The following is a 23,055-nucleotide window of genomic DNA, read 5'->3' as shown; positions in this document are numbered from 1 at the left end:
TTGGGATGCAACCATCGAAGCACACATGCAATTCGACCGACCGACCAGCACACCGGATGGAGGTTCGGCGGCGGCCAAGCATCTATGACTTGTGGAAAGGCAAGATGCGAAGCCGTGGTTCACGCGAACCACTGCCGATGCGGGGACATTGCCGTGAAGGAGGAACCGATGCGCATTTGTGCCATGCTCGCAATAACCGTGGTCGCGATGCCGGTCATCGCATTCGCGCAGGCGCAGGATGGTCACCATCCCGTCGAAATCCCTAGCAGTGCGCAGGCGCTTCCGGGGGATTATTTCGACCTGTCGCAAAGTGACCAGCTTCGGGTCCCGCTCGGACCACCCGCCGGCAGGAATCCGCATCCAGCGACTGGGCAGGCGATCAGGTCTTCAGGTCCCGGCGCGGATCTCGCTGCTCAGGCCGCCGAGGCGGCGGTGAAATCCTGTGCGGCGGACGGTTATACCGTCGCCGTCGCGATCACCGACGGCGCGGGCAATCTGCGGGCAGCGCTGGCCCCGCCCGGAGCCCGCCCGAACGGCGTGTTCATGGCGATGCACAAGGCGGTAGCGGTCGTCGGGCTCGGTATGTCGACCCTCGAGTTTCGCCAGAAACTCGAAACACAGCCGTCCTTGATGTCCCGCGTGAAGCCCAACATGGCGCTGCTTCCCGGCGGCGTACCCATCATGCGGGATGGCACGATCATCGGCGCGATCGCGACCAGCGGCGCCTCGGCCCATGTCGAGGAGAAATGCGCGCGTGATGGGATCGCTCGGATTCAGGCGCATCTGGGCGACTTCTGAACTTTTCCAGGATCCTTTTCGGGCCTGTTCGAGGGCCCGCCGACGGACATCATTTGAGGTATTCGCATGATCGATCGTATCCGGCTCGGACGAGGCCTGGGCAAGCTTCTGTGCATCGCGGCCTGCCTCGGCCTGAGCGTCCCGGCAAACGTCGCGCCACCGAAGCGGAGCGCGACACCGGCGGACGCGCAACCCTTGGCGCTGCCGGCGGTGCCCGCCGCGGTGGACTGCGCTTCGCTCCGTTCGGCGGATGTCTCCCGGTCGGTGGGGGCCAAAACCGTCGTGGCCGATGCCACGATCGCCGATGATCAGGCACCATCGGCCTATTGCGACGTCCATGTCGTCGTGGATGATTATGCCCGCTTCGAGCTGCGACTGCCGGCCCGGATATGGACCCAGCGGCTTCTCTTCGGCGGAGGGCCGGGCGCGCAGGCGGCGCCCGGCATCGATCTCTCGCGGTTCGCGACGGTTTCATGGGAGGATCTCGGCCGGCGGCAGAATGAGGATGTCTTCGCCAACGATTATCGGGCGCACGTTAATGCCGGATATCGCGGCATGCATCTCCAGGTGCTGGCGGCCAAGGCGCTGATCGCCCGATATTACGGACAGGGCCCACGCTTCTCCTACTGGAACGCCTGCTCCAACCCCGGGCGCGAGGGCATGATCGAGGCGCAGCGCTTCCCCGGCGATTTCGACGGGATCGGCGCGGGCTGCCCGCCGCTCAACACGACCATGAACAACGGCCTGTTCCACGCCTGGGGCGTCAGAACCAACACCGGGCCCGACGGCGCGGCGATCCTGACGATGGACAAGCTGCCCATCCTGCACAAGGCGGTGCTCGACCAGTGCGACGCGGCGGACGGCGCGAAGGACGGCATCGTCTCCGATCCCTTCTCCTGCCACCCGGCGCTCGCCGCGATCGAATGCAGGCCGGGCGAGAATCCGGCATCCTGCCTCACGCCGGCGCAGGTGCATGTCGCGGAGGAACTGTATCGCGGCGCGCACGACGCGGCGGGGCATCGATTGACGCCGGGCGGCGTGATGCCCGGATCGGAACTCGCATGGACGGCCACCGTCGTCCCCGGCGCGCGTTTCGGCGGCCCCGACGAGGACCGCCTCGCCACCGAGCGGGCGATCCGATCGCATTACAGCCTGCCAGCGCTGCCCGCGACGTGGCGGCTGTCCGATCTGCGCTTCGACCAGGCGACCTTTGACGCCACCACTGCGCTCAGTCCGCTGCATGACGGCACCAATCCGGATCTGTCCGGTTTCGCCAAGGCGGGCCACAAGCTGATGCTGTTCATGTCGCTCGGCGACACCAACGTCCTGCCACAGCAGACCATCCTCTATTATCTGGCGCTGCAGCGGCAGATGGGGCCGAAGGCGGTGGACGGCTTCGCGCGCTTCTACCTGCTGCCCGGCGTCTATCATTGCGGTGGCGGCGACGGGCCGGTGATCCGCAATCTGCTGTTGCCGCTGATGGCGTGGGTCGAGCGCGGCGTCGCGCCCGGCGCGCTGGCGGGCGTCCATGTGCCGCAGGGGCCGGACGGGCGGCCGCAGGACGGGACCGTGTCCGATCTGACGCGGCCCATTTTCCCCTACCCCTACACCGCGCGCTACACCGGCAAGGGGGACGTGCGCGACGCGGCCAACTGGGTGAAGGGGCCGGCGCGCCCCGCTCCGGCAACATTGTGGGATTGGCCGGGCGCGAAATTCTACACGCCCGGGCACATGAAATGGTGCTCCGCGACCGCGACCGCACTCCAGTGCCGTTCCACGCAGTGAACCGCGCGAAGCCGGCCCGGCGGCCGATCGAGATCCGCACGGTTCACCGTGTGCTGTCGGCGGTGGCATGCCTGGTCATGCTGTATGTCGGCGTGACGGGGAGCGCGATCCAGTTGCTCGATCTCGGCGCGATCCTGTCGGGCAAGCCCGAATCCAGCGCGGTGATGCAGTCGGTCAACGAAGGGCGGTTCGGCAACGGCTTCTACTCGGCGGTGACGATGGGGGATTGGGGCGCCGCCGCATTGCCGCCCGGCCTGGATAGCGGAAAGGCGGTCGATACGACCATGGCCGCCTTCCGCAAGGCGAAGCCGGGCACGATCCCGGCGTTCGTCGAGCTTCGCATGGTGAATGGCAGGGCGGTGGGGCAGGTGGCCTATCCCGATCCGGATGCTCCGCCCGATCCCCGCCGTTTCGGAACGCCGCTCGCGGCTTCGGCCTTCGACGTAGCGACGGGCGGGCAGGTCGCGGCGATGGACGTGCGCGGCGCCTATCCGCCCGCCTCGTTTCGCCAGTCGCTCAAGCAATGGCACCGTTTCTGGGGGCCGGGCTTCTTCGGCACCCGCGACGTGCCCGGCGTCTATGTCGAGCTGCTGGCCGGCATCGCGCTCTGGGTGCTGATCGTGACGGGGCTGGTGATGTATTTCCGCCTGCTCCGGCAGCGCAGGAAGCTGAAGAAGCCGCAATTGTTCTGGACGACGAGCGACATGTGGCGATCGCTGCACCGATCGGTCTCGATCGTCGCCGCGATCCTGCTGATCCTCGTCGCCGCGAGCGGGACGTGGCTCGGGTTCGAGAGCTCGTGGGCGACCTTCCACCGGCATCGGCCGCCGCCCGAGAGCCTGGCGATCACCGAAGCACAGGCGCAAACCGCGATAGCGACGGCGCTCCACCTGTTCCGGGCGGACCAGGCCGCGACGCCCATCCGCCTCGTCCGCGCCCGTATCTGGTTCGGGCAGTTGGAAGGGGTGGTGGTCACCGCGACCGTGCCGACGCAGCAGCATGTCTACAATGTCGCGACGGGTACCGAGCAGAGGCTGGATTCGCCGCTCTATCCGCCGAGCCCGTTCCCGTTCGGGCTGCACGTCCACGAATTGGTCAAGCATTTCCATTCCGGCGAGCTGCTTGGTTTGCCAGCCGAGTTTCTCGACCTGCTGGCGGGGCTCTCGCTCGTGTTCCTCTCCGTGTCGGGGCTGTGGATGTACGTTCAGATGTGGCGAAAGCGCGCCAGTTCCGGCCGCAAGGCGCTGTTCTGGAAATGAGGAGGGGTGTCGTGAAGCATTGGTCGGGCTATCGGGCCATCGCCGCCGCTCTCCTGATCGCCGCCGCCCCGGCGCCCCAGTCGGATGCCGTCACGCCCCTGGCGCCGATCCTGGCCGCGGCGCCCAAGGTGACGATCCGCAAGGGAAACCTCGGCGTCACGATCGCGCTGCCCGATCCGGCGCGGGGCTTCTACCGGAGCACCCGCTTCGACTGGTCGGGGATGATCACCGACGTGACGCGTGGCTCCGCCGATTTCTACGGGCTCTGGGCGGATGGCGTCGATCCCGGCGTCAGGGATTTCGTCGACGGTCCCGACGGGGTGATCGTCGGCCCGCGTAACGCGGCCACCGGGCCGGCGGAGGAATTCGCCAACCGGGACGGGGAGACGGTGCCGGGCTATGACACGACGCCGGCCGGCGGCACCTTCATCAAGATCGGGGTGGGGCGCCTGCGCAAGCCGGACGATCGGCCCTACGATCATTTCGCCGCCTACGACATCGTCGACGGCGGCCGGTGGCGAATTTGGCGGGGATCGGACCGGATCGTCTTCACGCAGCGGCTCGCGCCCGACGCCGTCGGTTACGGCTACGAGTATCGCAAGACCATCCGCCTGCTTCCCGGCGGCGTGATGATCATCGCGCACCGGCTGCGCAACATCGGCACCCGGCCGATCAAAACGCAGGTCTACACCCACAATTTCGCGCGGTTCGACGGGGCGGAAATCGGCCCGGGCGTGCGCGTCCACTTCCCCTATCCGGCGGCGGGGCCGGTATCGGACCCGCGACTGGCGGCGCTGGACGGCGCCGATCTGCGCTACCTGCGCCCGCTCGCGGCCGGTGACCGCGTGCAGCTTCCGCCGCTGCCGGGCGATCCGCACTCGTCGGCGGATCGATTCCGGGTCGAAGGCGCGAACGGCGCGAGCATCACCATGCAGGCGGATGTGCCGCTGGTCCGCACCGCATTCTGGTCGATCCGCCGTGCCGTGGCGGTCGAGCCGTTCGTGGCGATCGACGTCGCGCCGGGCGCGGAGCAGAGCTGGTCGTGGCGCTATGTCTACGCGGCGCCTCCCGCGCGATGACCTGACCCGTTTTCCTTTGCGACTATTTCATCCCTTTTTGCGGCTACGCGCAAAATTCTTCGATCGGCGATGGAGGACGCTTCCACCCCAAGCATCATCTCCGTGAGGGCCGGGACGTTTGCGAGTTTCCGATACGGGAACCAGCCGCCCGCTCCAGAACGAGAAGCAGATGGAGGGGATTTTGAAGCATCGGAACATCTGGGCGTCGTCGGCCGCGTGCCTCGCGATCGCGGCGCTCGGCGCAACGGCGGCGACCGCGCAATCGAATCCGGCGCCATCGACGGGATCTTCCACCGCCGACAGCGGCGGCCAGGAAATCATCGTCACGGCGCAGAAGACGGCCAGCACCGCCTCCAAGACCCCGATCGCGCTCAGCGTCTTCTCCGGCAAGACGCTGCAGGACGAGGGCGTCACCAGCGTCGCCAACCTGACCAACATCGCGCCGTCGGTGGTGGTCGGCAGCGCGTCGCAAGGCGTCAACATCGCGATCCGCGGCGTGCAGACCACCGACGTCACCAGCAAGGGTGAGCAGAGCAACGTCTTCAACGTCGACGGCATACCGATCGGCCGCCCGCAGATCATCGGCCTCGCTTTCTTCGATCTCGATCGTGTCGAGGTGCTGCGCGGTCCGCAGGGCACGCTCTACGGCAAGAGCTCCACCGGCGGCGCGATCAACGTGATCACCGCCAAGCCCAAGAACCAATTCGAGGCGCTCGGATCGTTCGAATACGGCAACTACAATACGCGCCGTCTCAACGCGATGGTCAACGTGCCGATCACCAGCACGCTGGCGGTGCGCGCGGCGGTGAACGTCAACAAGCGTGACGGCTATCTTGATCCTGTCCTTGGCCGGCCCGATGGCGCGCCCAAGCAGGCGGCACTCAACGACGAGGACAACTGGACCTCGCGCCTGAGTGCCAAATGGAACTATGCCGATAGCGGCAACATCGTCGTCACCGGCACGTTCGGTCATATCGGTGGGACCGGCAGCGCCAATTTCGGCGTTCTCTACAACAATTATCTCAGCGGCAGCGCCAAGGCCGAGCGGCAGGTCTATTACAACCCGATGGCCGGCAGTCTCGACGATCATTTTCACGTGATCAACGGCGAGATCAACCAAGATCTCGGCCCCGTCCATTTCGCCTATGACGGCGCCTATATCGATTTCAAGGCCGACGACAACAAGCTCGACTCGACCGGAAGCTTCTGCTCGTCCTGCACTGCGGCCGACCCCAACGATCACAGCGCGGATTATTATCTCTGGTCGCATTATGTCGCGCACATCACGACCAATTCGCAGGAGGTGCGCTTCTCGAACAGCACGCCGGGTCGCTTCGAGTGGGTCGTCGGGGCCAATTACTATCACGAGAACATTCCGGAGCATGACCAGAACTGGCAGACGCTCTATTCCTGCGCGCCTTCGCTCGCGCCGAGCTGCAACGCGCCCAACCCGGTCATCATCGGCACGACCAAGCATACCAGCAAGGGCGTGTTCGGGCAGGTCAATTTCCACCTGACCGACACGCTGAAGCTGACCGGCGGCCTGCGCTACTCGCAGGATCACGCGACGCGCGTGGCGGACGTGTTCGCAGGCGGCGGCACCTTCCTCGGCGCGGACGGTGCGCCGTGCGGCCCGCTCAACCTCTGCACGACCGGCGGCCTCAACAATTCGGGCGAATTCAAGGGCCACAAGATCACATACCGGGTCGGCGCCGAATATCAGATCACGCCGGCCGACATGCTCTATGCGAGCGTCGCGACCGGCTACAAGCCGGGCAGCTTCAACGACGTCGATCCGACGCACCCGGGCAGCGGCTCGACACCCTATGGCCCGGAGAGCCTCACCGCTTACGAGGCCGGCTTCAAGGGCAAGATCCTGCCCAACCTGCAATACAACACCTCGGTCTATTATTACGATTACTCGAAGTTCCAGCTGACCGGCGCCACCTTCCTGACGCCCAACCTCGTCGGCGGCGGTGCGCCGCTGGTGCTGATCTACACCACCATCGTGCCGGTGAAGATGTCGGGCTGGGAGAACGAGCTGACCTGGCGCCCGACCCGCAACGACACGCTCGGCCTCGATTGGTCGCTGCAAGGCGGCCATTATAGCGGCGATGCCTTCGTCGGTTTCATCTATGCCGCCCGGGTCAACTTCAAGGGCAAGGAGCTCGATCTGCTGCCGCGCTTCACTTTGCGCGGATCGTGGGAGCACAAGTTCAACCTGGCGGGCGGCGCCACGATCAACGCGCGGGTCAACACGACCTACAATGGCGGATACAAGGTCAGCGATTTCGCCGGAAACGGCAATCCGTTCGGGCAGGACGTCAGCGCCTACTCGCTGTTGCCGCAGCAATATAAGCAGAAGTCTTTCACGCGCACCGACCTGACGGTCGGCTACACCACCGCCTCGGGCAAGCTCAGCGTCGAGGGCTTCGTTCACAATATCGAGAACAAGATGCAGCTGCTCGGGCCGCCGCAGAATATCGGCGTCGCGACGAACAGCGCCACCGTGCGCGCGTCCGACCCGCGCTTCTTCGGCGGGCGCGTCACGGTCAAATATTGATCGAACGAGGGCCGCGCCGTCCCGTACGGCGCGGTCGCTGGTGGGAGAGTTGATGTGCGCCAGTTCAGGCGGTTGCTGACCCTGGCGCTGGCGGGCGGGGCGGCGCTCGCGATGTCGTCATCCGTGCAGGCGCAGTTCGGCCCGGCCAAGGACCCGCCGCCGCCCCGGCAGTCATTGCCCGACGGCGTGAAGGCGCGCTACGTGCCGCTCGGGAACGGCGAGCCGGGCGTGCTGTACGAGCCGGTCGATCCCGGCCCGAAAAGCCACATCGCGCTCTTCGTCATGCACGCCAGCGGCGACTATCTCACCTTCTCGGCCTGCACCGAATTGTCGAAGCGCGGCTATCGCGTGCTGTGCGCCAACAATAGCTCCAGCAAGGCGGGCACGTTCGACGACGGCATCTTCGATCGCGTGCTGCTGGAGGCGCGGCTGGGCGTGTCCTACCTCCGCCGGTATCCCGGCGTAGACAAGGTGGTGCTGTTCGGTCATTCCGGCGGCGCCACGATCATGACGGCCTATCAGGATATCGCCGAGAACGGCGTGAAGGCCTGTCAGGGGCCGGAGAAGATCCACCAATGCCCCGACACGCTCGCCGATCTGCCCAAGGCGGACGGCGTGGTGCTGGCCGATGCCAATTGGGGCCAGGCGGAGATGACGCTGCTCAGCGTCGACCCCGCGGTGATCGACGACAGCAACGGGCAGAGGCTCGATCCCGCGCTCGACATGTACGATCCGGCGAACGGCTATGCGAAGAAAGGGGCGCACTACAGCCCGGCCTTCGTGCGCAAATTCCTCGCCGCCGAGGGTGCGCGCAACAACCGGTTGGTCGCGCTCGCCCAGCAGCGCCTCGTGCTGATCGAGGCGGGCAAGGGCGACTATGCCGACGACGAGCCCTTCATCGTCGCGGGCGCCAGCTTCATCGGCAACCGGCTGTTCTCGGAAGACCCGTCGCTCCTCCACCATTCGCGGAAAGCCTGGCCACTCATCCATCCGGACGGATCGATCACCACCCAGATCATCTATTCGGTCCGCAAGGCGGAAGGCCGTCAGAACCCTTCCCGAACCATGGCGATGGGTGCGCTCAAGACGACGGTGCGAAACTATCTGAGCAGCTACGCGATCCGCACCATGCCGGACTTCGGCTATGACGCGAGTTCCATCCACGGCATCGACTGGACATCGACCTATGCCAGCCCGCCGGGCGATGTCGAGGGCATCACCGTACCCCTCGCGACGATCGGCATGACCGGTCATTGGGAAGGTCTCGCCGCCGAGACGATCTACGATCACGCCGCGAGCAAGGACAAGACGATCGCCTTCGTCGAGGGGGCAACACATCTCTATACGCCATGCAAAACCTGCGAGAAGCCGGCTTCGGCCTATGGCGACACGGTGAAGACCACCTACGATTATATCGACGGCTGGCTGGCCCGGCCCGGCCGCTTTCCGGCGGCTCCGATCAGCCGAAGGTGAAGCCTAAGCGCAACCCGTAGAGGCGCGGATCGCTGATGTTGAGGTAGCTCGCGTTCAGATAGGTCGGGTCGTAATTCTGCGGCGGGCTGGTGGCCTGCAGCTCGTTCTCGATATTCTGGACGAAGGCCTGGAGATACCAGCGATTTCCCGGTGCGGAGAGCGTCAGGCTGGCGCTGCTCCGGGTGAAGCCGCCCTGCCTGAAGCGCAGGCCCGAGGTGAAGTCGCTGAGGAAGTAATGCGTGCTGATCTTGCTCAGCGCGTGGAAGCGCAGCGACCAGCCGCCCGAGAGGCCCCAATTCCTGTCCACACTGACCGTCCCCGCGAAGGTCGGCACGCGATCCAGCGGCAGGTGCGACCAGTCGATATTCTGGAGGTAGCCCGCCTGGAAACGGACGTAATGCGATTGCCCGATCGAGGCGGACAGGCTGACGAGCGTCGAGGGCGACACCGTCCAGTTCGCCGTGCCCTCCCATCCGTAGATCACCGCCGGCACGATCCGCGTGTTCAGCACACCCGTCCCGTTCACCAGGACGATGCCGTTTATCTGGGCTTTCGAATAATCGTAATAATAGAGCGATGTAGCGAGCTCCAAACCGGCTGCGGGTCTGCCCTTGTAGCCCAGCTCGCAGGCGGTCAGCTGCTCCGGCGCGTAGGCGCTGGGGTTGCCGCCCGGCGTGCGGGCATCGTTGAAGCCGCCGGCCTTGTACCCCGTCGCGATCGAGGCATAGAGCAGGTTAGACGGCGAGAGCTGATAGTCGAGCCCGATCCGATAGGTGAGCTTGCCGGCGCGCTCGTGGCCCGAGCTCGGGTTGCCGATGCAGTCGGCGACGCCATAGCAGGGGTTTCCGGCAGCATCGTACAGCCCGAAGGCGGACGTCCCGCGCCGTCGCACGCTGTCGCGCGAATAGCGCAGGCCGCCGATGAGGCCGAGCTTCGTCGAGAGATGGAGGGTGGTCTGGCCGAACAGCCCGTAGGAACGGTGCGCGGTGGTGCCGATGATGTCGCTCGCATTGCTCTGCAAAGCGGGATCGAGATCGCCTGACGGCGCGTTGAGGTTGTGATCATTCTCGTCGATCCGCTCGTGATAATAATTGATGCCGAGCACATAGTCCCAGCGGCCCGGCTCGCCGTTGGACAGCCGGACCTCATGCTCGTCGCTGGTGATCCGCGTGACGAAGCGCCCGTGAATCTGCACGGCCGGGTCGATCGGCAGGGCGAGGACGTCCGGGTCGTGGGGGTCGTTGTTGTTGGCGCTCTGCTCGTCGCCGTCGAACCGCAGGCGCGCGCCCACATAGGTCAGGCGCAGCGGGCCGAGCGTGGCGTTGAGCTGGCCGTCGACGTTGATGAAGTGGTGGTCCAGGCTGGCCGGGAACGGGTTGGGATAGATCGTCCGTTTCGCGGCGCTGGATCCGCCGCCGATGAAGTTGCCGAGCTCGGCATAGCCCGTCCCGGTTCCGCCGACATGTCCGGACGTCAGCGTGACGCGCGCGACGACGTTCGGCCCGATCTCGGCACGGGCGCTCAATCGTCCGGTGCGATCGTCCTCGCTGCTCTTCCGCTCGCCGCCGTCGGATGGCGCGAGGTAACCGTCGTGGAGGTTGAAGTTCCCCGCCGCGCGTACGGCCAGCCAGCTGGCGAGCGGCACGTTGATCGCTCCCTGGCCGCGTCGCGCCGCGAAATTCCCGACCTCGATCTGCCCGTAGCCTTCCCAGCGATCGACGGGCTCGTTCGTGATCACGTTGATCGCGCCGCCCGTCGCGCTCTTGCCGTAGAGCGTGCCCTGCGGCCCGCGCAGCACCTCGATCCGCCGGATGTCGAAGAAGGCGATCGCCTGCTCGATGGGGCGGCCGATGAAGATGCCGTCGACATTGTAGGCGACGCCCTGGTCGCCCTTGCTGGTGATGTCGGTGGTCGTGATCCCGCGGATGTTGAAGCTGATGCCGTGCTCCACCGTCATCGTCGCGAGCGTCGGCAGGACATCCTGGAGATCGGCGGGAGTGCGGACGCCCAGGGTCGAGAGTTGATCGCCCGCGAGCACCGAGATGGATTCCGGCACGCTGAGCGCCGACTGGCTGCGCTTCATCGCGGTCACGATGATGTCGCGCTGGGCGACGGGGGTGGGCGGCGATGGCGGCAAGGGCGCTGGGCGTCGCGCGGGTCGGGGCGGAGGCGGTGGCGGAAGAGGAAGCTGGCGTTGGAGGATGATCGTCGGCCCATCGGTGGAGGCGATGGCAAGGCCCGCCGCCCTGACGAGCCGCTCCAACACGCTGGCATCGTCGAAAGTCCCGATGATCGACGGTGCCCGCCGATCGCCGATCGCATCGGTGGGAAAGAGGATCTGGCGCCCGCTCTGTTTGGCGAACAACTCCAGGCTGGCGCCGGCTGGCCCTCCCGGTATGTCGAAGGCATGGCGGGATGTCTGGGCCTCGGCGGGAGATGGCAGGCATAGCGCGACTGCCGCGCCGAAGCCGGCAACGCATGTCACGATCGACGCCGGGCGGTACGGCACCACCTCGTTCCTGTCCCTCCCGTTGCCGGCTCTCCGGCCGGCTCCTTCAAAAATCGTGCTGCCCCGCCGACGCTTCAGGTGCTGGACAGCGTGATGTCGCCATTGGGCTGGGCCGCCGCCCGCACCGGGAACGCCTTGGTCAGCGCCGCGACGAAGCCATCGACATCCGAGGATTCGAAATAGCCGCCGACGTGGATCGCGCCGGCCGTGGCATCGCCGATATCCAGCTGCCGCATATTGTAGCGATTGAACTCGGCCACCGCCTCCGCGAGCGTTCGTCCGTCGAGCGAAATGCCGCCCCGCAACCATGCCAGCGAGCGCTCGATCTCCTCTGCCGAGACGGGATGGATCGCGAGGCTTCCCGCATCCACCAGCGCCTCGGTGTTGGGCCCGAGCGCGGTCAGCGATCGCCCATCCTGCGTGGAACCCGCATTGCTCGCCAACACCGTGCCGGCGCTGACCATGATCGTCGCGTCGGCGCCGTCCAGCCGCACGGAGAGATCGGCGCGGTTCGCATCCAGCTTCGTGCCGCTGGCGCGGATCAGGAAAGGGCGGGCGCCGCTGACGATGTGGAACAGCGCCTCGCCCCGAACGAGCTCGATCGAGCGCTTGTCGCTGCCGTAGCGGACGAGGATCTTGCTGTCGGTGTTGAGCTCCACCGATGATCCGTCATCCAGGCGCACTAGGCGGCGCTGGCCGATCGCGGTCGCATAGGCGGGTGCGCTCGTCAGGGACGTGGTGAGGACCGCGCCCATGCCGGCCGCCAGAGTGATGCCGGCCGCGATCGCGCGCCACCGTCGCGAACGGACAGGAGCGGCTTCCTCGAAAGGAGGCGGATCGAAGGCCTCTTCCGGCGACGGAGCGGGGCTTATCCCGGTCCGCAGCCGGTCCAGACGTTCCCAGGCCGCCATTTCGCGTTCGAAGGCGATCTCATGGTCCATTCCCTGTTGGCGCCATGCCTCGAACTGCGCGCGGTCTTCATTGCTGGGCGCGCCGGCCAGGCGCACGACCCAGGCCGCCGCCTCGTTGCGCATCCGGTCCCGAGGAGGTGTTGAGTTCCGGTCCATTCTTTCCTCGGGCGGCGCCTTCGGCCGCACCTTTCGCTAAGCCTTCCGAACAGAGACGCAAGCCCTTGATGATGTGCTTCTCTACGGTTGAGACGCTCAGGCCTAGGCGAACCGCTATCTCCGCATGCGAGAGGCCGTCTATTTTGCACATCCTGAAGACGATACGGCATTTCGATGGGAGATCGTCGATCAGGCGGAGCAGCAGGGCCATCTCGTCGCGCGCCGCAAGCTGCTGATCGGCGGACGGCGCATCGTCGGCGATCTCGAACGCCTCGAGGTCGCTGACCGCCTGAAACGACACGATCTTGCTGCGCCGCGCGACTTGCAGGGCGAGATTGCGGAGCGTCACCAGCGCGAAGGCGTGCACGTTTTCGATCTCGCGCCATGTCGTGCAGGTGATCAGCTTCGCGAAGGCGTCGTGCACCAAGTCGTCCGGCTCGCAGGCGATCCGCGCGCACAGCCTCGCCGCATGAACCCTCAGCGCAGGCTCCAGCGGAAGCACTTGCCTGCGAAACCACAGGCGCCGCTCGTCGTCGTCTCCGGTCATAGGATCTATCTGCCCCACTTTGCCCGGAGGCTAGCGCGCTGCCCCATGTTCCGTGAGTTGAAATGGACGCACCGGCTATAAGATTTGCGTCTCGTCGAACCAGACATCCTCCAGTCGGGATACTTTTGCGTGAGCCGGAAGATCGGCGAGTCGCTTTGATAAGGTCAGGAAGACTCGGGGCGAAACATGATTCTTCACGCAGCGGTGGCGCTAGCGGGAGGCTGCTAACGCCCATGACCGTCCAACTGGCTGATCGTGAGTGATGCTCGGCCGCAGGGCGAGCGACATGGTCATCAGTCGGGAATCATCTCAGAATCGGCCATTGGTTAGGAATGGCGGCCGCTACGCTGCTACGGATGATCGCTCGCCGTCGAAAACGTGCTCGACCTGTGATGTTGGCCTCGCATTAGCTTCACACGAAAGGGGAGACGTGGGCGTCGGGGCCGTTCGTCTCGCCAGCGTCAGGGACGCGCAAATCCGCAATGGCATCCAAGACGCGCCTGATGATCGCGGCCCCCTCAGGAGTGTGGTCCCAGATTCGACGCAGGCTCGCATTCGCCTTCGCCCATTCAGTATCCATCTCGATATCTTCAGCGACCTTCGGCACTCTCACCTTGAGGATTTTGCAAATCTGCACGACATTATTGCTGATTGTCTTGAAGTCTCCGGTGCATATCCGCCCGACCTGACTTGGGTGGACATTCGCTAGTCTGCCTAGATCGGCTTTGCTGAGCTCGCTTTTCGCGAATTTCCTGGAAATCCGCTTGTGGAGTTCACTTAATTGCTTGCTTGTCGGCTTCATGCGAATTAGCATGTAATATGACGAGCAAGTTTGCAAGGAGCTATCGATGTACGAAATCCGCTTCTACCGGGCCAGCGAGAAGCCCTTCGGCGCGTTCAGCAATCTCTATCGGCGCGAGATCGAGTTCGAGGGCGAGGCGTTCGCCACCAGCGAGCACGCCTATCAGGCGGGCAAGGCCCGCAAGCCGGCGGTGCGCAAGTGGCTCATGGAGGCGCCGTCGCCGGCTCTTCTCGCGATGGCGGCCCACGGTCTTTACTACTGGGACGTGGCCCCGGGCTGGTCGACCTCCAAGTTCGACCGCATGCGGGCAGTGTTGCGGGCGAAGTTCACGCAGCACCCGGATCTCCTCGCGCTCCTTCTTGGGACCGGCGAGGCGAGGCTGGTAGAGACGGCGACCGTCGACAACGAGGTCAATCGCCTATGGGGCGAAGTCAACGGCGTCGGCCGCAACATGCTCGGCGAGCTGCTGATGGAGCTCCGCGCCGAGCTACGCGATCACGGCACGGGTGCCGACACCTATCTCGTGGCGGCGGAGTGACGCGGGGTCAGTAGGTCGCGGAGCGGATGTTCAAAAGCTCGCGGACGAAGTTGGCGCCCCGCTTCTTGAACAGACCTCGGGCGCCCGCGTAGGCACAGTTCTCGGCCGCGAGGCGCTGGCCAGCGACGATGCCCTCGAGCAGGTCCGCAGCCTTGAGGCTCGACGTGCCGAAGTCGTTGGTGAGAATCCAGTCGATCACCCCGACGCTGACCATGTCGCCCGAGCCGCACGTGTCCAGGACCGCGGGCGCGTCGATTGCGTCGCACCAGATGGTCTCTCCGCCGTCGCGGACCTCGAGGCCCGCGGCGCCGTAGGTGACGATGCGGACGCAGTCGTGGAGACGGTCTACCAGTCGGTCGCCGAGCCTGTCCTCGGAATATTTGAGGACCGTCGCGAGCTGCAGGGCCTCTTCGAAGAGATCGCCCTCCTCGATGTCGGACGGTTCGAAGAAGATGACGGCACCCGCCGCGCCAGCCGTCCTCATCGCCTCGAGGATGCTGTCCGACAGCCGGTCGGCGTAGAAGATCGAGCAGCGCGACAGCATGTTCAGCGCGGAGGCGACCTCGGCGTGGCCGATCGGCTCGTATCGCGGTAGCTCCTCGCGCGTCTCCGGACACACGAAGCTGAATTCGTGCTGGCCCAGCGCGGTGTTGAGCTCCTGCGCGAGAACGGGCGACCGCAGGTCGGCGCGTCGGGAGATGAACCGCGTGGTGGCGCCGGCCTGGACGAACTCGTCGACCAGCCTGTAGCCCGCCTCGTCGTCTCCGAGCGCCAGCACGGGCGCCACGTGGCGATGGAGCATCGCCAGGGACACGAGCACGTTCCCGCATGAGCCGCCCAGCGCCTCGTCGAAGAGGTCACCGTCGGCGTAGACGCGGTCGAGCACAGTGAACCCGGTGCCGGCGACGTCGACGCGATAGTCGAGGTAGAGGGTCGAGTCGTGCATGTTCACCATATGTGCTCGTTCTTTGTCATCTGTCGAGACCGAGCGATGCGACATCAAGGCGAATCCTTCCGACGTCCGATGGTAACAGAGCGCGCAGGATGGTGAGAAGTGCCTCGGGGCCCATCGGGCCTGCACCGAACATCGACCAGCAACCGTTCGCCGCGCCGCAGACGTCGCCGACGCTGATGCCGTGCGGGTGGGAGAGGAGGGCGTGGTCGTTGCCCGGACGGGAGCCGCTGTCCCCAAAGCAGAGCACCTCGAGACCGACGGGCAGCTCGGCCTTGATCGCCTTGACGACGGAGAGCTTACTCGAAGCCGCCGGGACGATGTCGTAGCTATGGCCCGATCCCATGACGCGGACCAGGCCGGCTGCGAACGGCGGGCAGCCTTCGAGGTCGACGGGGAAGCGGTACGGATGGCGCAGCTTGTCCATGTCGACGGTGATCTGCACCTCTCGGTGCCTGACCTTGTGACAGAGGAAGAGATCGGCTCGTTCTTCGAGCCACCGCGCCGTATCCGTAATTGCCGCGCTGGCTGGCGCACGATCCTCGTCGACATCGACGTCCACCGTGCGGAGATGCCCGCCGTTGTAGTAGCCGATCGGGATCGACGGCAGCATGTCGGCGGGTAGCACCTTCCTCAATTCCTCCCCTGCCGAACCACCACGGCCCGTCGCGAAGCCGATCCTGAGCCCCGCCCGGTGCAGTCTGATCAGCTGGTCGACGATCTCCTGGCCCGGCGCGGAGTAGCGGCCGGCGGTCGTCACGATCGTCCCATCATAGTCGAAGACGGCGCCGCCGATATCCGCCTCGGCGAGCGCCCGCAAGCGCTCCCGTCCGATCAGGTGGAGCGGATCGTCCGCGGGATCGTGGGTGTCGGACTTCGCGATGGCCGCCCGCTTGTACCGCACGTGCGGAGGCATCGCCTGGGCGAGATCGGCCAGCGAGCGATCGTCGTATATCGCCCGGCCGAACTCACCGATGCCCGGCTTTCCGGGGTCAATCCCGAGAACTGTCCCAATCGCCTCTATGATCCCGAGCCCGTCGATCATGGCAAGCGCGTTGTCGAGCCGGCCGCATGACCGTTGGTCGACCACGTCACGGCGGAGCGAAGACGGAAGGAGATTCTCGATCGCCGCCCAGGTCGCACGCGTGTCGGTTCCCGTTAGCGCGAGGACCAGAGTCTCGTCCTGGCGGTGATGGAGCCAGCCGTGGCGACCATGCGCGAGGTTGCGGAAGTCGGTCGTCTGGACGTGGCACAGCGAGGCCTCCCAGATTGACGTGTCGAGCAGCACGGACAGCGGCTTCAGCAGCGGATCGCCGGCGATGACGACGGTGTCGTTCCGCCGCAGCGACGCAAGACGGGCGGCGATCAACGCCCGTTGGGCGGGATCCCGCGTCTCCGTGAGGCGGGCAGAAAGCGCGCCGAGGAGATGTGCGGCGCCGCTGGGATCGCGCGACGCCCCGTCGCAGGCGAGGAGCAGCGCGACGACCGACGACAGGAGCGAATGGGTCGCGAGGTAGCCGTCCTTCGGTTCGGCGACCGGCACGAAGTGGACGACGCCGCCTCCGCCTTCGACGATGCGCGCCGCCGATCCATTCGGGTTGCGGGTGACGAGGTGGACTTTCCTCGCCTTGCGGTCGAGGGCGGCCTGCGCGGCCGCCGCGGCATCCGGATTGTCGCCTCCGGCGCTGAACAGCCAGAGGTCGGTGTCGTAGAGCTCGTAATGCTCGGCCACCAGCTGCATCGGCGTCTGCACGGTCGTCGGACCAAGGCCGAGCGTGTCGCGGCAGCGGGCGAGATATTCGGCGGCGATCGCCGAGCCGCCGGACCCGATCGAGAGGGCGTGGCGACGGGCGCCGTCCGAGAGCGAGACGGCGAGCGGGCCGGCGTCGTATTCCTGGAACAGGTCGAGCGTGGCGGGGAGGGCGTCGAGCTTCGCGCTGAGAACGGGTGTCGTCATTCCGCCGGTGCCGGCTCTTCGTAGCTCGCGTAGAGCGGGCCGGACAGGATCAGGTGGACGGTCATGTCGGGTGCTTCGTGGGGGCCCATAAGCGTTTTATCGAACACATAGCTCTCGGTCTCGAGATACTGCACCGCCATGTCATGCTCGATCGCGGCCATGAGGGCGCCGGCCGCGAGCACCTTGCTCCCCACGGGAGACAGGACCATGCGGGGTTCGTAGGTTCCTTTCATTGTCCGGTCGAAGCGGGTCTTCAGGGTCGACAGCGTCCGGTAGCAATCCAGCGGATTCCGCTCCGATGCGTAGACCACGTCGCGCGGGTCGACCTCCCACTCGTCGACGAGCTCCGTCCGGTATTCGGCGAGGAGGTCGTCGGCGCGCCGAGGGTTTCGGGCCGGGAAGGGGAGGAGGGGGCAGATCTTGTAACGCGACGGGATCGCCGCGCCGATCTGGGTCAGCGCGAGCCCGCGTCCGCGTGCGAGCTGGGGAATCCACACTTGGGCCAGCCCCTGCGCGTCGTCCTCGATCGGCGGGGAGAAGCCCTTCACCGATCCCGCTCGGCTCGACGGGATGCTCGATATCCTGTCGTCCATCTCGGGATTCGAGACGATCATGAGATGGAAGGCGCGATTCTCGGCACCCTCGCAATCCTCGAGCAGCATCCGCGCGGCGGGAAAGCCGACGCCGATGGAGAGCGCGCTCAAATCGAGGATCACGTCGGTGACCTCGTCGGCGACGGGGTGCTCGCCGAGACGCGAGACGATGCGGGAGCCGCCCACCGGCGCCCCGTCCTCCGCGAAGACGTCGATGCTGATGACCTTGGAGTCGGGAACGATCGACTTCAGGGTCGCCTCATTCTCGTTCGCCTGCTCGATGAGCGTCTCGGACGCGCCCGGACGCTCCTCGCGCACATAGATTGCGGACAGTCGGGATCCGAGCGTGTCCGCAAGCATCTGCGAGATGCGACGCGATCGCGGGTCGAACCCGGCCGCGGCGACGAGCAGGACGTGGCGGGTCTCGTCCGCGAAGTAGTCGGCGACGAACTCGTCGACCTTCGCGTCGAAGTTGGTAATGCAGTTCTCCCAGTGCTTACGCATTGATAAGCCCCGCTGCCTTGCGCAGGTAGTCGAGCTTCTGCGGGAGGAAACCGCCCCGGTTGAAGGTGAGCCCGTAGACCAGCCCGACCGTGCCGGTGAGCTCGATCAGCGCCCAGAGCTTGCCACCCTGCCCATAGTTGCGCTCGATCGTGATCGCGCCGTGCGCGATGGCGTATTTCAGGACTGGGCCGAGCTCGTCGTCGAGCGACATCTCCTCCATGTCCTCCTCGAGGATGGCGACCGCATTCGCGCCGGCACCGAGGGGGGCGTTGGGAAGCAGGGATTCCGCCTTGCAGTCGGCTCCGATGGTGTCGACCATCTGGCGGACCCGCTGGGCGTGCGGGAAGGCCCACGCGTCCATTATCGACTTGGCCTTCTCCACCAAGATTGACTGCTGATCCTTGGCGGGCAGCGCGAGGGGATTGTTCCGGATCGCCCTGGTCTCGATGTTGGCGACCAGCTCTCCCGCGAACTGCAGGAACACCTCCGCATTCTCGTTGCTGGCGTCGCAGACCTCGTCGACCCCGTAGTGCAGAGGCCGGTTGTAGTCGTGATGGAGATGGACACGGGCGCCGTGCGCGACGTCCGCGTCGGCCTTCAGCGGCGTCTTGGGGTCGGGATCGATCTCCTCGAAAAGCGAGGGCGTCGCGCGGGCGATGCGGACGGCGTAGCGATGAAGCAAGATGCGCGTCATCGCGAGCGCGACGTCTGGCCCGTCGTCGTAGGACTTCGTACGCCTGATGAAGTCTTCGACGATGTCCTCGATCTCCTTGCGCCGCTTGGGGCCGATCTCGAGCTTCTCCTGGTCCTTGGCGACCTTGCCTTCGAGATCCCTCAGCTGGGCGGCGCTCAGTTTCGGAGGTTCGCTGGGGACGAGCCGGTCGATGTCGGTCGCGCCGCGGTTCCGGAGCCCTTCGACCATCGGTAGATACCGCTTCGCCATGTCCCGCGCCATGGTGCGGAACTGCTTCTTCGACGTGTCCTTCTTGTCATCGCCCTGCATGCGGATGTCGACGAAGTCGCGGCCCTGCGCGCGGTTGTGGGTCGGCTGGTCGCCGTGGGAGCGCATGACCGCTCCCGGGCTGAGGGCGTCCAGCCGCATCATCATCCAACGGCCGAACTTCATCTCCCGGTGGGAGAGCATGCCGAACATGGCTTCCAGCTGGTCGTGGTGGAGCGCGTGGACGTCGTCGAGCATGACGAGCGGGCTCATCTCGATCGTCTCGCCGTTCCAGTCGATGCGGATTCGGCTGATGGCGTCGAAGGGCGCGTAGGGCGCCGTGGCGTCGATCGGCAGGTTCTCGAGCTTGGGAGCCCTCAGGCCGGCGCCGACCTTGTAGATCGCCCGCTGCACTGCGAGCGCCCGATCCCGGATGCCGACCGCGGACAGGCCGCCAATCTGCTCGAGATGTGCCTCGTGGTTGGCGCGCGGGACGAACTCGATCGCGTCGATCGCGCGGGTTCGGTTCGCGGTGAGATTGCGGATGAGTCCGAGCATCGCGCGGGCCTGCACCAGCCAGAAGGCGAGCTTTGTCTTGACGATCGGCTCGTAGGGCAGCTCCCAGAAGTCCCGATATTCCGATTCCATCGGCACACGGACGGCGGCGACGTTCGGCTTCCCGTCCTTGAGGAACCCGGCCAGCGCCAGAGCGTCGGCGAGCGTGCGGTTGGTCGGGTTGGTCTCGTCCTTGAGGATCGTCTCGACCATGCGGAACTCGGCGAGCGTGGCGAGCATCGTCTTGCCGCTGCCCGGTGCGCCGATGATGCGGACCGGCACCTCGAACATGTCGTCCTTGTTCCGGCTGGTGGCGAGGAAGGTGGTGAGCGGCGCCGGACTGACGATCGAGAGGAAGGACTCGTCCTCGCGGACGTATTCGGTGGCGCGGCGGAGGAAGGGGTTGGCCATGATCAGCCGTGCCTATCGCGACGGAAGAAGAGCGGCTGCATCCCCGTGCCCAGCTTACCCTCTGTCTCCGCCCACAGGAGCGGGATCGCGTTGTTCGGCGTGTTGTGCTCGAGGACGAGCGGCAGCGCGCAATCTGCGTAGCCGTATTTCATGTCGGTCTGGCCCGCCTCCCTGCAGTGCTTCTCGAGCCGCTTGAACAGGTCGTCGTCGTAGTAGCGGCCGCAAAGGTCGACGATCGGGTCGTCGGTCGGTCGCGTCGGAGTCGGCTTCCTGGTCTTCTTGTCGATCGTCGCGACCCTGATGTCGGCGGGAAGCAGCATCCCCTCGGTGATGATCGCCTCGCCGAAGCTCTTGTTCTCGAGCTTCTCGTTCGCCTCGGCGACGCGCTCCTCGAGCGCGTCGTGCGCCTGCCTGGTCGAGACGTAGTGATGGATGTGGAGCGTATACCCGTCCGCGAGGGGGAAATCCTCCTTCTGCTCCGCGAGCCGCGTCTTGGCGTCCTGCACGATCTTTTCGAACTTGTAGAGCTTACCCTTCGGCTTCCCGTCGGGGAAGCGGATGAAGGTCGTGCCCGACGCCGTGAAGTCGTCGATGAGGTAGACGTCGTCGAAGCGGGCGTCGGCGCCGAGCTCGTCCTTTAGGTCGCCCGCGAGGCTTTTCCACTTCTCGTCGTCGACGTTCATCATCGGAATGACCTGCTCCTGCGACAGGCGGCCCGCGTTCGCGCGGCGGAGCACATCGATGCGGCTGCCGTCGCTTAGGCCGACGAAGAGGCAGCGGCGCAGTCGGCGCAGATACGCCTCCGCCCCGGCCGCCGACTGCCACACCTGATACGGCTTGATGGCGAGCTCGGCGGCGACCGACCGCCGGAGGTAGGGCGTGACGATCTCGGGGATGAAGGTCTCGATCACCCGCTGCATCTCGAGCGTCGAGATGTAGACGAGCCGCGCCTTGACGAAGGCGTAGGCGGCGGGCCGGTCGGCTTTCTCGAAGTGCCGCAGCCACGAGACGAGGCTTTCCAGGAAGCGGACGCCGGCGCGGAAATCGGAATAGCCGTCGTATTTCATGGAAGAGATGAGCCGCAGCCAGCCATATTCCCTGGTGGCCTCCTCATTATCCCAATCCATGACGTCCGCGACGAGGTTCAGAGCGAGCTGGTTGATCATAGTGGGTTTGGATTACCCTAAAAGGTGGCCAGGCGAATCGAAAATGCGGCCATCTTGGGCGGAGCGGTTGAGGTCATTTCGCGGTTATAGGTTGGTCCGCTGGGCGGTTCCAACGCATTTGGATCGAGATTGAAGCGGCCGACAACCCGATTCTAAAACGATCACGCACAGACACGGTCGGGCTCTTTGGATCGCACGGCGCTGGGAACGACCGGTCCGATGCCGATCTATGCTCGTGCGGAATGAAGACGGGTGTCTCAGACGTCCGCGCCGAAAAGCAGTGATCAAGAGCGCCCAGACCATTTGGGCCTTCACGTTCGAAACAACGACCTAAGCGAATGTCAGCAATTCTCGTCGGGCCCCCCGAAAGCAGCCAGAGCAAAATCGGCCATGATCGGCGGTCCGCAAGGAGAGAAGGGGGATCGCGGTAACCGATCGACGCGTGGATCGGAGGCGCGAACGATGCTAATGTGGTACCCAAAGGGATCGCCTCACGTGGACACTCGCGGGGCATGAGCGAGATAAATGCGCTCGTGGACGGCTGGAACGGCGCTGCGTTCCAAGCTCCGCCACAGTTTATCATCATTAGGCTGGTCACGATCCTTGAGGTTTTCACGCGGGACTGGGCCGCCCGGATTATCAACGCTGGCGATCCCTACGCAACGCGCGGCGCGGATTTGGTCAAGGGTACACTCAAAATCGACTTTGCGTTGGCGCGGGCTTTGGTCGGAAAAGAAGTGTCGTTCGGAGAGCTTATTTCGCATGAGCTTCCGATCAATGGTATCGGCGACATCGATCGCGTTTTTTCTAGGCTGATAGACACGCCGCTCTTCGGCCATCTCTCGGGCGTAGTGGACCGCTGGGCCCTTAAAATCGAGGGAAAGCAGTCGGAACCAATCATGCCCGACTCGGACAAGGTCCGCAACGATCTTGCCAGGCTTATCGAGCAGCGACACATCTTCGTGCATGAGCTGCCAGAGCAGCGGGATGTTGAGGCCGGAGTCCTCGACGCATATATCCACTCAACATCACAATTCGTGAACGCGGCAGACGAGGCATTTAACACAATTCTTTATGGCGATTATCCGATCACCCAAGCTGAGATGAACGCGGTGGCGGCCGCAGATGCCGCCAATGTCAACGAAGAACTTCTGGCGATCCTTGCGACTCTCGATGTGGACGGGAAAGACGAGGATCTTCGAGCTAGCCAGACGGCATGGGAGGAATATCGTGATCGGCAGGCTGAGTATCGATCCGGTATCAATCACCCAGGCCACGGCAGCATTGCGCCACTGCTTTACAGTTCTGAGGTAGAAAAACTTACACGAGAGCGCATCGAATTGCTTAGATGGTACCGCGACCGCGAAGAAGGTGACATGTAACGTGTCAGGTTGCGGTCAAAAGTCGCGCGCCTATCATGCTTAACCACACACCGGGCCGCCGCTGATCTGGGCTTAATACGACCGCCCACACCTTTAAGATTGACGCACGCGTCGATTTCAACGACCCATAAAGTAACATTCCGGACCTTCACTGGGCGTCCACTTTCAGTTCCTC

At 65.3% G+C, this 23,055-nt stretch carries 17 protein-coding genes; 8 read left to right on the top strand and 9 right to left on the bottom strand.

Annotated features, from left to right (window positions below):
- The first annotated feature begins 153 nt into the window (after nucleotides 1–153).
- From QGN17_RS10995 to QGN17_RS10970, 6 genes are all read left to right on the top strand, one after another.
- Nucleotides 154–798 (top strand): GlcG/HbpS family heme-binding protein, encoded by a 645-nt coding sequence (locus QGN17_RS10995; protein WP_281044527.1) that lies wholly within the window; start codon nucleotides 154–156, stop codon nucleotides 796–798.
- Between the two features lie 66 nt (nucleotides 799–864).
- Nucleotides 865–2,583, top strand: coding sequence for a tannase/feruloyl esterase family alpha/beta hydrolase (locus tag QGN17_RS10990; RefSeq protein WP_281044526.1), 1,719 nt, complete (start codon nucleotides 865–867; stop codon nucleotides 2,581–2,583).
- Nucleotides 2,565–3,842, top strand: a complete 1,278-nt coding sequence (locus QGN17_RS10985) for a PepSY-associated TM helix domain-containing protein (RefSeq protein ID WP_281044525.1) — start codon at nucleotides 2,565–2,567, stop codon at nucleotides 3,840–3,842. The genes QGN17_RS10990 and QGN17_RS10985 overlap by 19 nt, the downstream gene beginning before the upstream one ends.
- Before the next feature lie 11 nt (nucleotides 3,843–3,853).
- On the top strand, nucleotides 3,854–4,921 hold the full coding sequence (locus QGN17_RS10980; RefSeq protein WP_281044524.1) for a hypothetical protein: 1,068 nt from the start codon (nucleotides 3,854–3,856) through the stop codon (nucleotides 4,919–4,921).
- Nucleotides 4,922–5,102: 181 nt separating this feature from the next.
- Nucleotides 5,103–7,484, top strand: a complete 2,382-nt coding sequence (locus tag QGN17_RS10975) for a TonB-dependent receptor (protein WP_281044523.1) — start codon at nucleotides 5,103–5,105, stop codon at nucleotides 7,482–7,484.
- 54 nt (nucleotides 7,485–7,538) lie between these two features.
- On the top strand, nucleotides 7,539–8,957 hold the full coding sequence (locus tag QGN17_RS10970) for a hypothetical protein (RefSeq protein WP_281044522.1): 1,419 nt from the start codon (nucleotides 7,539–7,541) through the stop codon (nucleotides 8,955–8,957).
- Here QGN17_RS10970 and QGN17_RS10965 read toward each other — a convergent pair.
- The 4 genes from QGN17_RS10965 to QGN17_RS10950 all read right to left on the bottom strand — a co-directional run bounded on the left by QGN17_RS10965 (nucleotide 8,944) and on the right by QGN17_RS10950 (nucleotide 13,882).
- The gene (locus tag QGN17_RS10965) at nucleotides 8,944–11,466 is read right to left on the bottom strand and encodes a TonB-dependent receptor (RefSeq protein WP_281044520.1); all 2,523 of its coding nucleotides are present in this window, start codon (nucleotides 11,464–11,466) and stop codon (nucleotides 8,944–8,946) included. The genes QGN17_RS10970 and QGN17_RS10965 overlap by 14 nt on opposite strands.
- Nucleotides 11,467–11,540: 74 nt before the next feature.
- A complete protein-coding gene (locus QGN17_RS10960; RefSeq protein WP_281044519.1) occupies nucleotides 11,541–12,500 on the bottom strand; it encodes a FecR family protein in 960 nt (319 codons plus the stop codon).
- Entirely contained in the window at nucleotides 12,445–13,080 is a 636-nt protein-coding gene (locus QGN17_RS10955; RefSeq protein ID WP_281044517.1) for an RNA polymerase sigma factor, read from the bottom strand. The genes QGN17_RS10960 and QGN17_RS10955 overlap by 56 nt, the downstream gene beginning before the upstream one ends.
- A 412-nt stretch (nucleotides 13,081–13,492) precedes the next feature.
- Nucleotides 13,493–13,882 (bottom strand): helix-turn-helix domain-containing protein, encoded by a 390-nt coding sequence (locus QGN17_RS10950; RefSeq protein WP_281044516.1) that lies wholly within the window; start codon nucleotides 13,880–13,882, stop codon nucleotides 13,493–13,495.
- Nucleotides 13,883–13,928: 46 nt separating this feature from the next.
- On the opposite strand from QGN17_RS10950, the gene QGN17_RS10945 reads away from it, so the two are divergent.
- A complete protein-coding gene (locus QGN17_RS10945) occupies nucleotides 13,929–14,420 on the top strand; it encodes an NADAR family protein (protein WP_281044515.1) in 492 nt (163 codons plus the stop codon).
- A 7-nt stretch (nucleotides 14,421–14,427) separates the two neighbouring features.
- Here the strand turns inward: QGN17_RS10945 and QGN17_RS10940 are convergent, their stop codons facing one another.
- From QGN17_RS10940 to QGN17_RS10920, 5 genes are read right to left on the bottom strand one after another with little or no spacing between them, the layout of a single operon-like run.
- The gene (locus tag QGN17_RS10940; RefSeq protein ID WP_281044514.1) at nucleotides 14,428–15,366 is read right to left on the bottom strand and encodes a PfkB family carbohydrate kinase; all 939 of its coding nucleotides are present in this window, start codon (nucleotides 15,364–15,366) and stop codon (nucleotides 14,428–14,430) included.
- A gap of 25 nt (nucleotides 15,367–15,391) precedes the next feature.
- Nucleotides 15,392–17,329: an HAD family hydrolase gene (locus QGN17_RS10935; RefSeq protein WP_281044513.1), complete on the bottom strand. Its 1,938-nt coding sequence runs from the start codon at nucleotides 17,327–17,329 to the stop codon at nucleotides 15,392–15,394.
- The gene (locus QGN17_RS10930; protein WP_281044512.1) at nucleotides 17,326–18,426 is read right to left on the bottom strand and encodes a hypothetical protein; all 1,101 of its coding nucleotides are present in this window, start codon (nucleotides 18,424–18,426) and stop codon (nucleotides 17,326–17,328) included. Before QGN17_RS10930 ends, QGN17_RS10935 begins: the two co-directional genes overlap by 4 nt.
- Entirely contained in the window at nucleotides 18,419–20,332 is a 1,914-nt protein-coding gene (locus tag QGN17_RS10925) for a hypothetical protein (protein WP_281044510.1), read from the bottom strand. The genes QGN17_RS10930 and QGN17_RS10925 overlap by 8 nt, the downstream gene beginning before the upstream one ends.
- A gap of 2 nt (nucleotides 20,333–20,334) precedes the next feature.
- Nucleotides 20,335–21,498, bottom strand: a complete 1,164-nt coding sequence (locus QGN17_RS10920) for a phosphoribosyltransferase-like protein (protein WP_281044509.1) — start codon at nucleotides 21,496–21,498, stop codon at nucleotides 20,335–20,337.
- Nucleotides 21,499–22,010: 512 nt separating this feature from the next.
- On the opposite strand from QGN17_RS10920, the gene QGN17_RS10915 reads away from it, so the two are divergent.
- Nucleotides 22,011–22,880, top strand: coding sequence for a lysozyme inhibitor LprI family protein (locus QGN17_RS10915; protein ID WP_281044508.1), 870 nt, complete (start codon nucleotides 22,011–22,013; stop codon nucleotides 22,878–22,880).
- Nucleotides 22,881–23,055 lie beyond the last annotated feature (175 nt).

It is taken from the genome of Sphingomonas oryzagri (assembly GCF_029906645.1).
Taxonomy (GTDB): domain Bacteria; phylum Pseudomonadota; class Alphaproteobacteria; order Sphingomonadales; family Sphingomonadaceae; genus Solisphingomonas; species Solisphingomonas oryzagri.
Note: the sequence above shows the minus strand (reverse complement) of the source record. Positions and strands in the feature narration are given on the sequence as shown.

Coding starts and splice junctions, on each gene's coding strand:
- QGN17_RS10990 (WP_281044526.1), top strand. CDS start 865: ATGATCGATCGTATCCGGCTCGGACGAGGCCTGGGCAAGCTTCTGTGC.
- QGN17_RS10955 (WP_281044517.1), bottom strand. CDS start 13,080: ATGACCGGAGACGACGACGAGCGGCGCCTGTGGTTTCGCAGGCAAGTG.
- QGN17_RS10945 (WP_281044515.1), top strand. CDS start 13,929: ATGTACGAAATCCGCTTCTACCGGGCCAGCGAGAAGCCCTTCGGCGCG.
- QGN17_RS10960 (WP_281044519.1), bottom strand. CDS start 12,500: ATGCGCAACGAGGCGGCGGCCTGGGTCGTGCGCCTGGCCGGCGCGCCC.
- QGN17_RS10920 (WP_281044509.1), bottom strand. CDS start 21,498: ATGATCAACCAGCTCGCTCTGAACCTCGTCGCGGACGTCATGGATTGG.
- QGN17_RS10950 (WP_281044516.1), bottom strand. CDS start 13,882: ATGAAGCCGACAAGCAAGCAATTAAGTGAACTCCACAAGCGGATTTCC.
- QGN17_RS10940 (WP_281044514.1), bottom strand. CDS start 15,366: ATGCACGACTCGACCCTCTACCTCGACTATCGCGTCGACGTCGCCGGC.
- QGN17_RS10915 (WP_281044508.1), top strand. CDS start 22,011: ATGAGCGAGATAAATGCGCTCGTGGACGGCTGGAACGGCGCTGCGTTC.
- QGN17_RS10935 (WP_281044513.1), bottom strand. CDS start 17,329: ATGACGACACCCGTTCTCAGCGCGAAGCTCGACGCCCTCCCCGCCACG.
- QGN17_RS10925 (WP_281044510.1), bottom strand. CDS start 20,332: ATGGCCAACCCCTTCCTCCGCCGCGCCACCGAATACGTCCGCGAGGAC.
- QGN17_RS10930 (WP_281044512.1), bottom strand. CDS start 18,426: ATGCGTAAGCACTGGGAGAACTGCATTACCAACTTCGACGCGAAGGTC.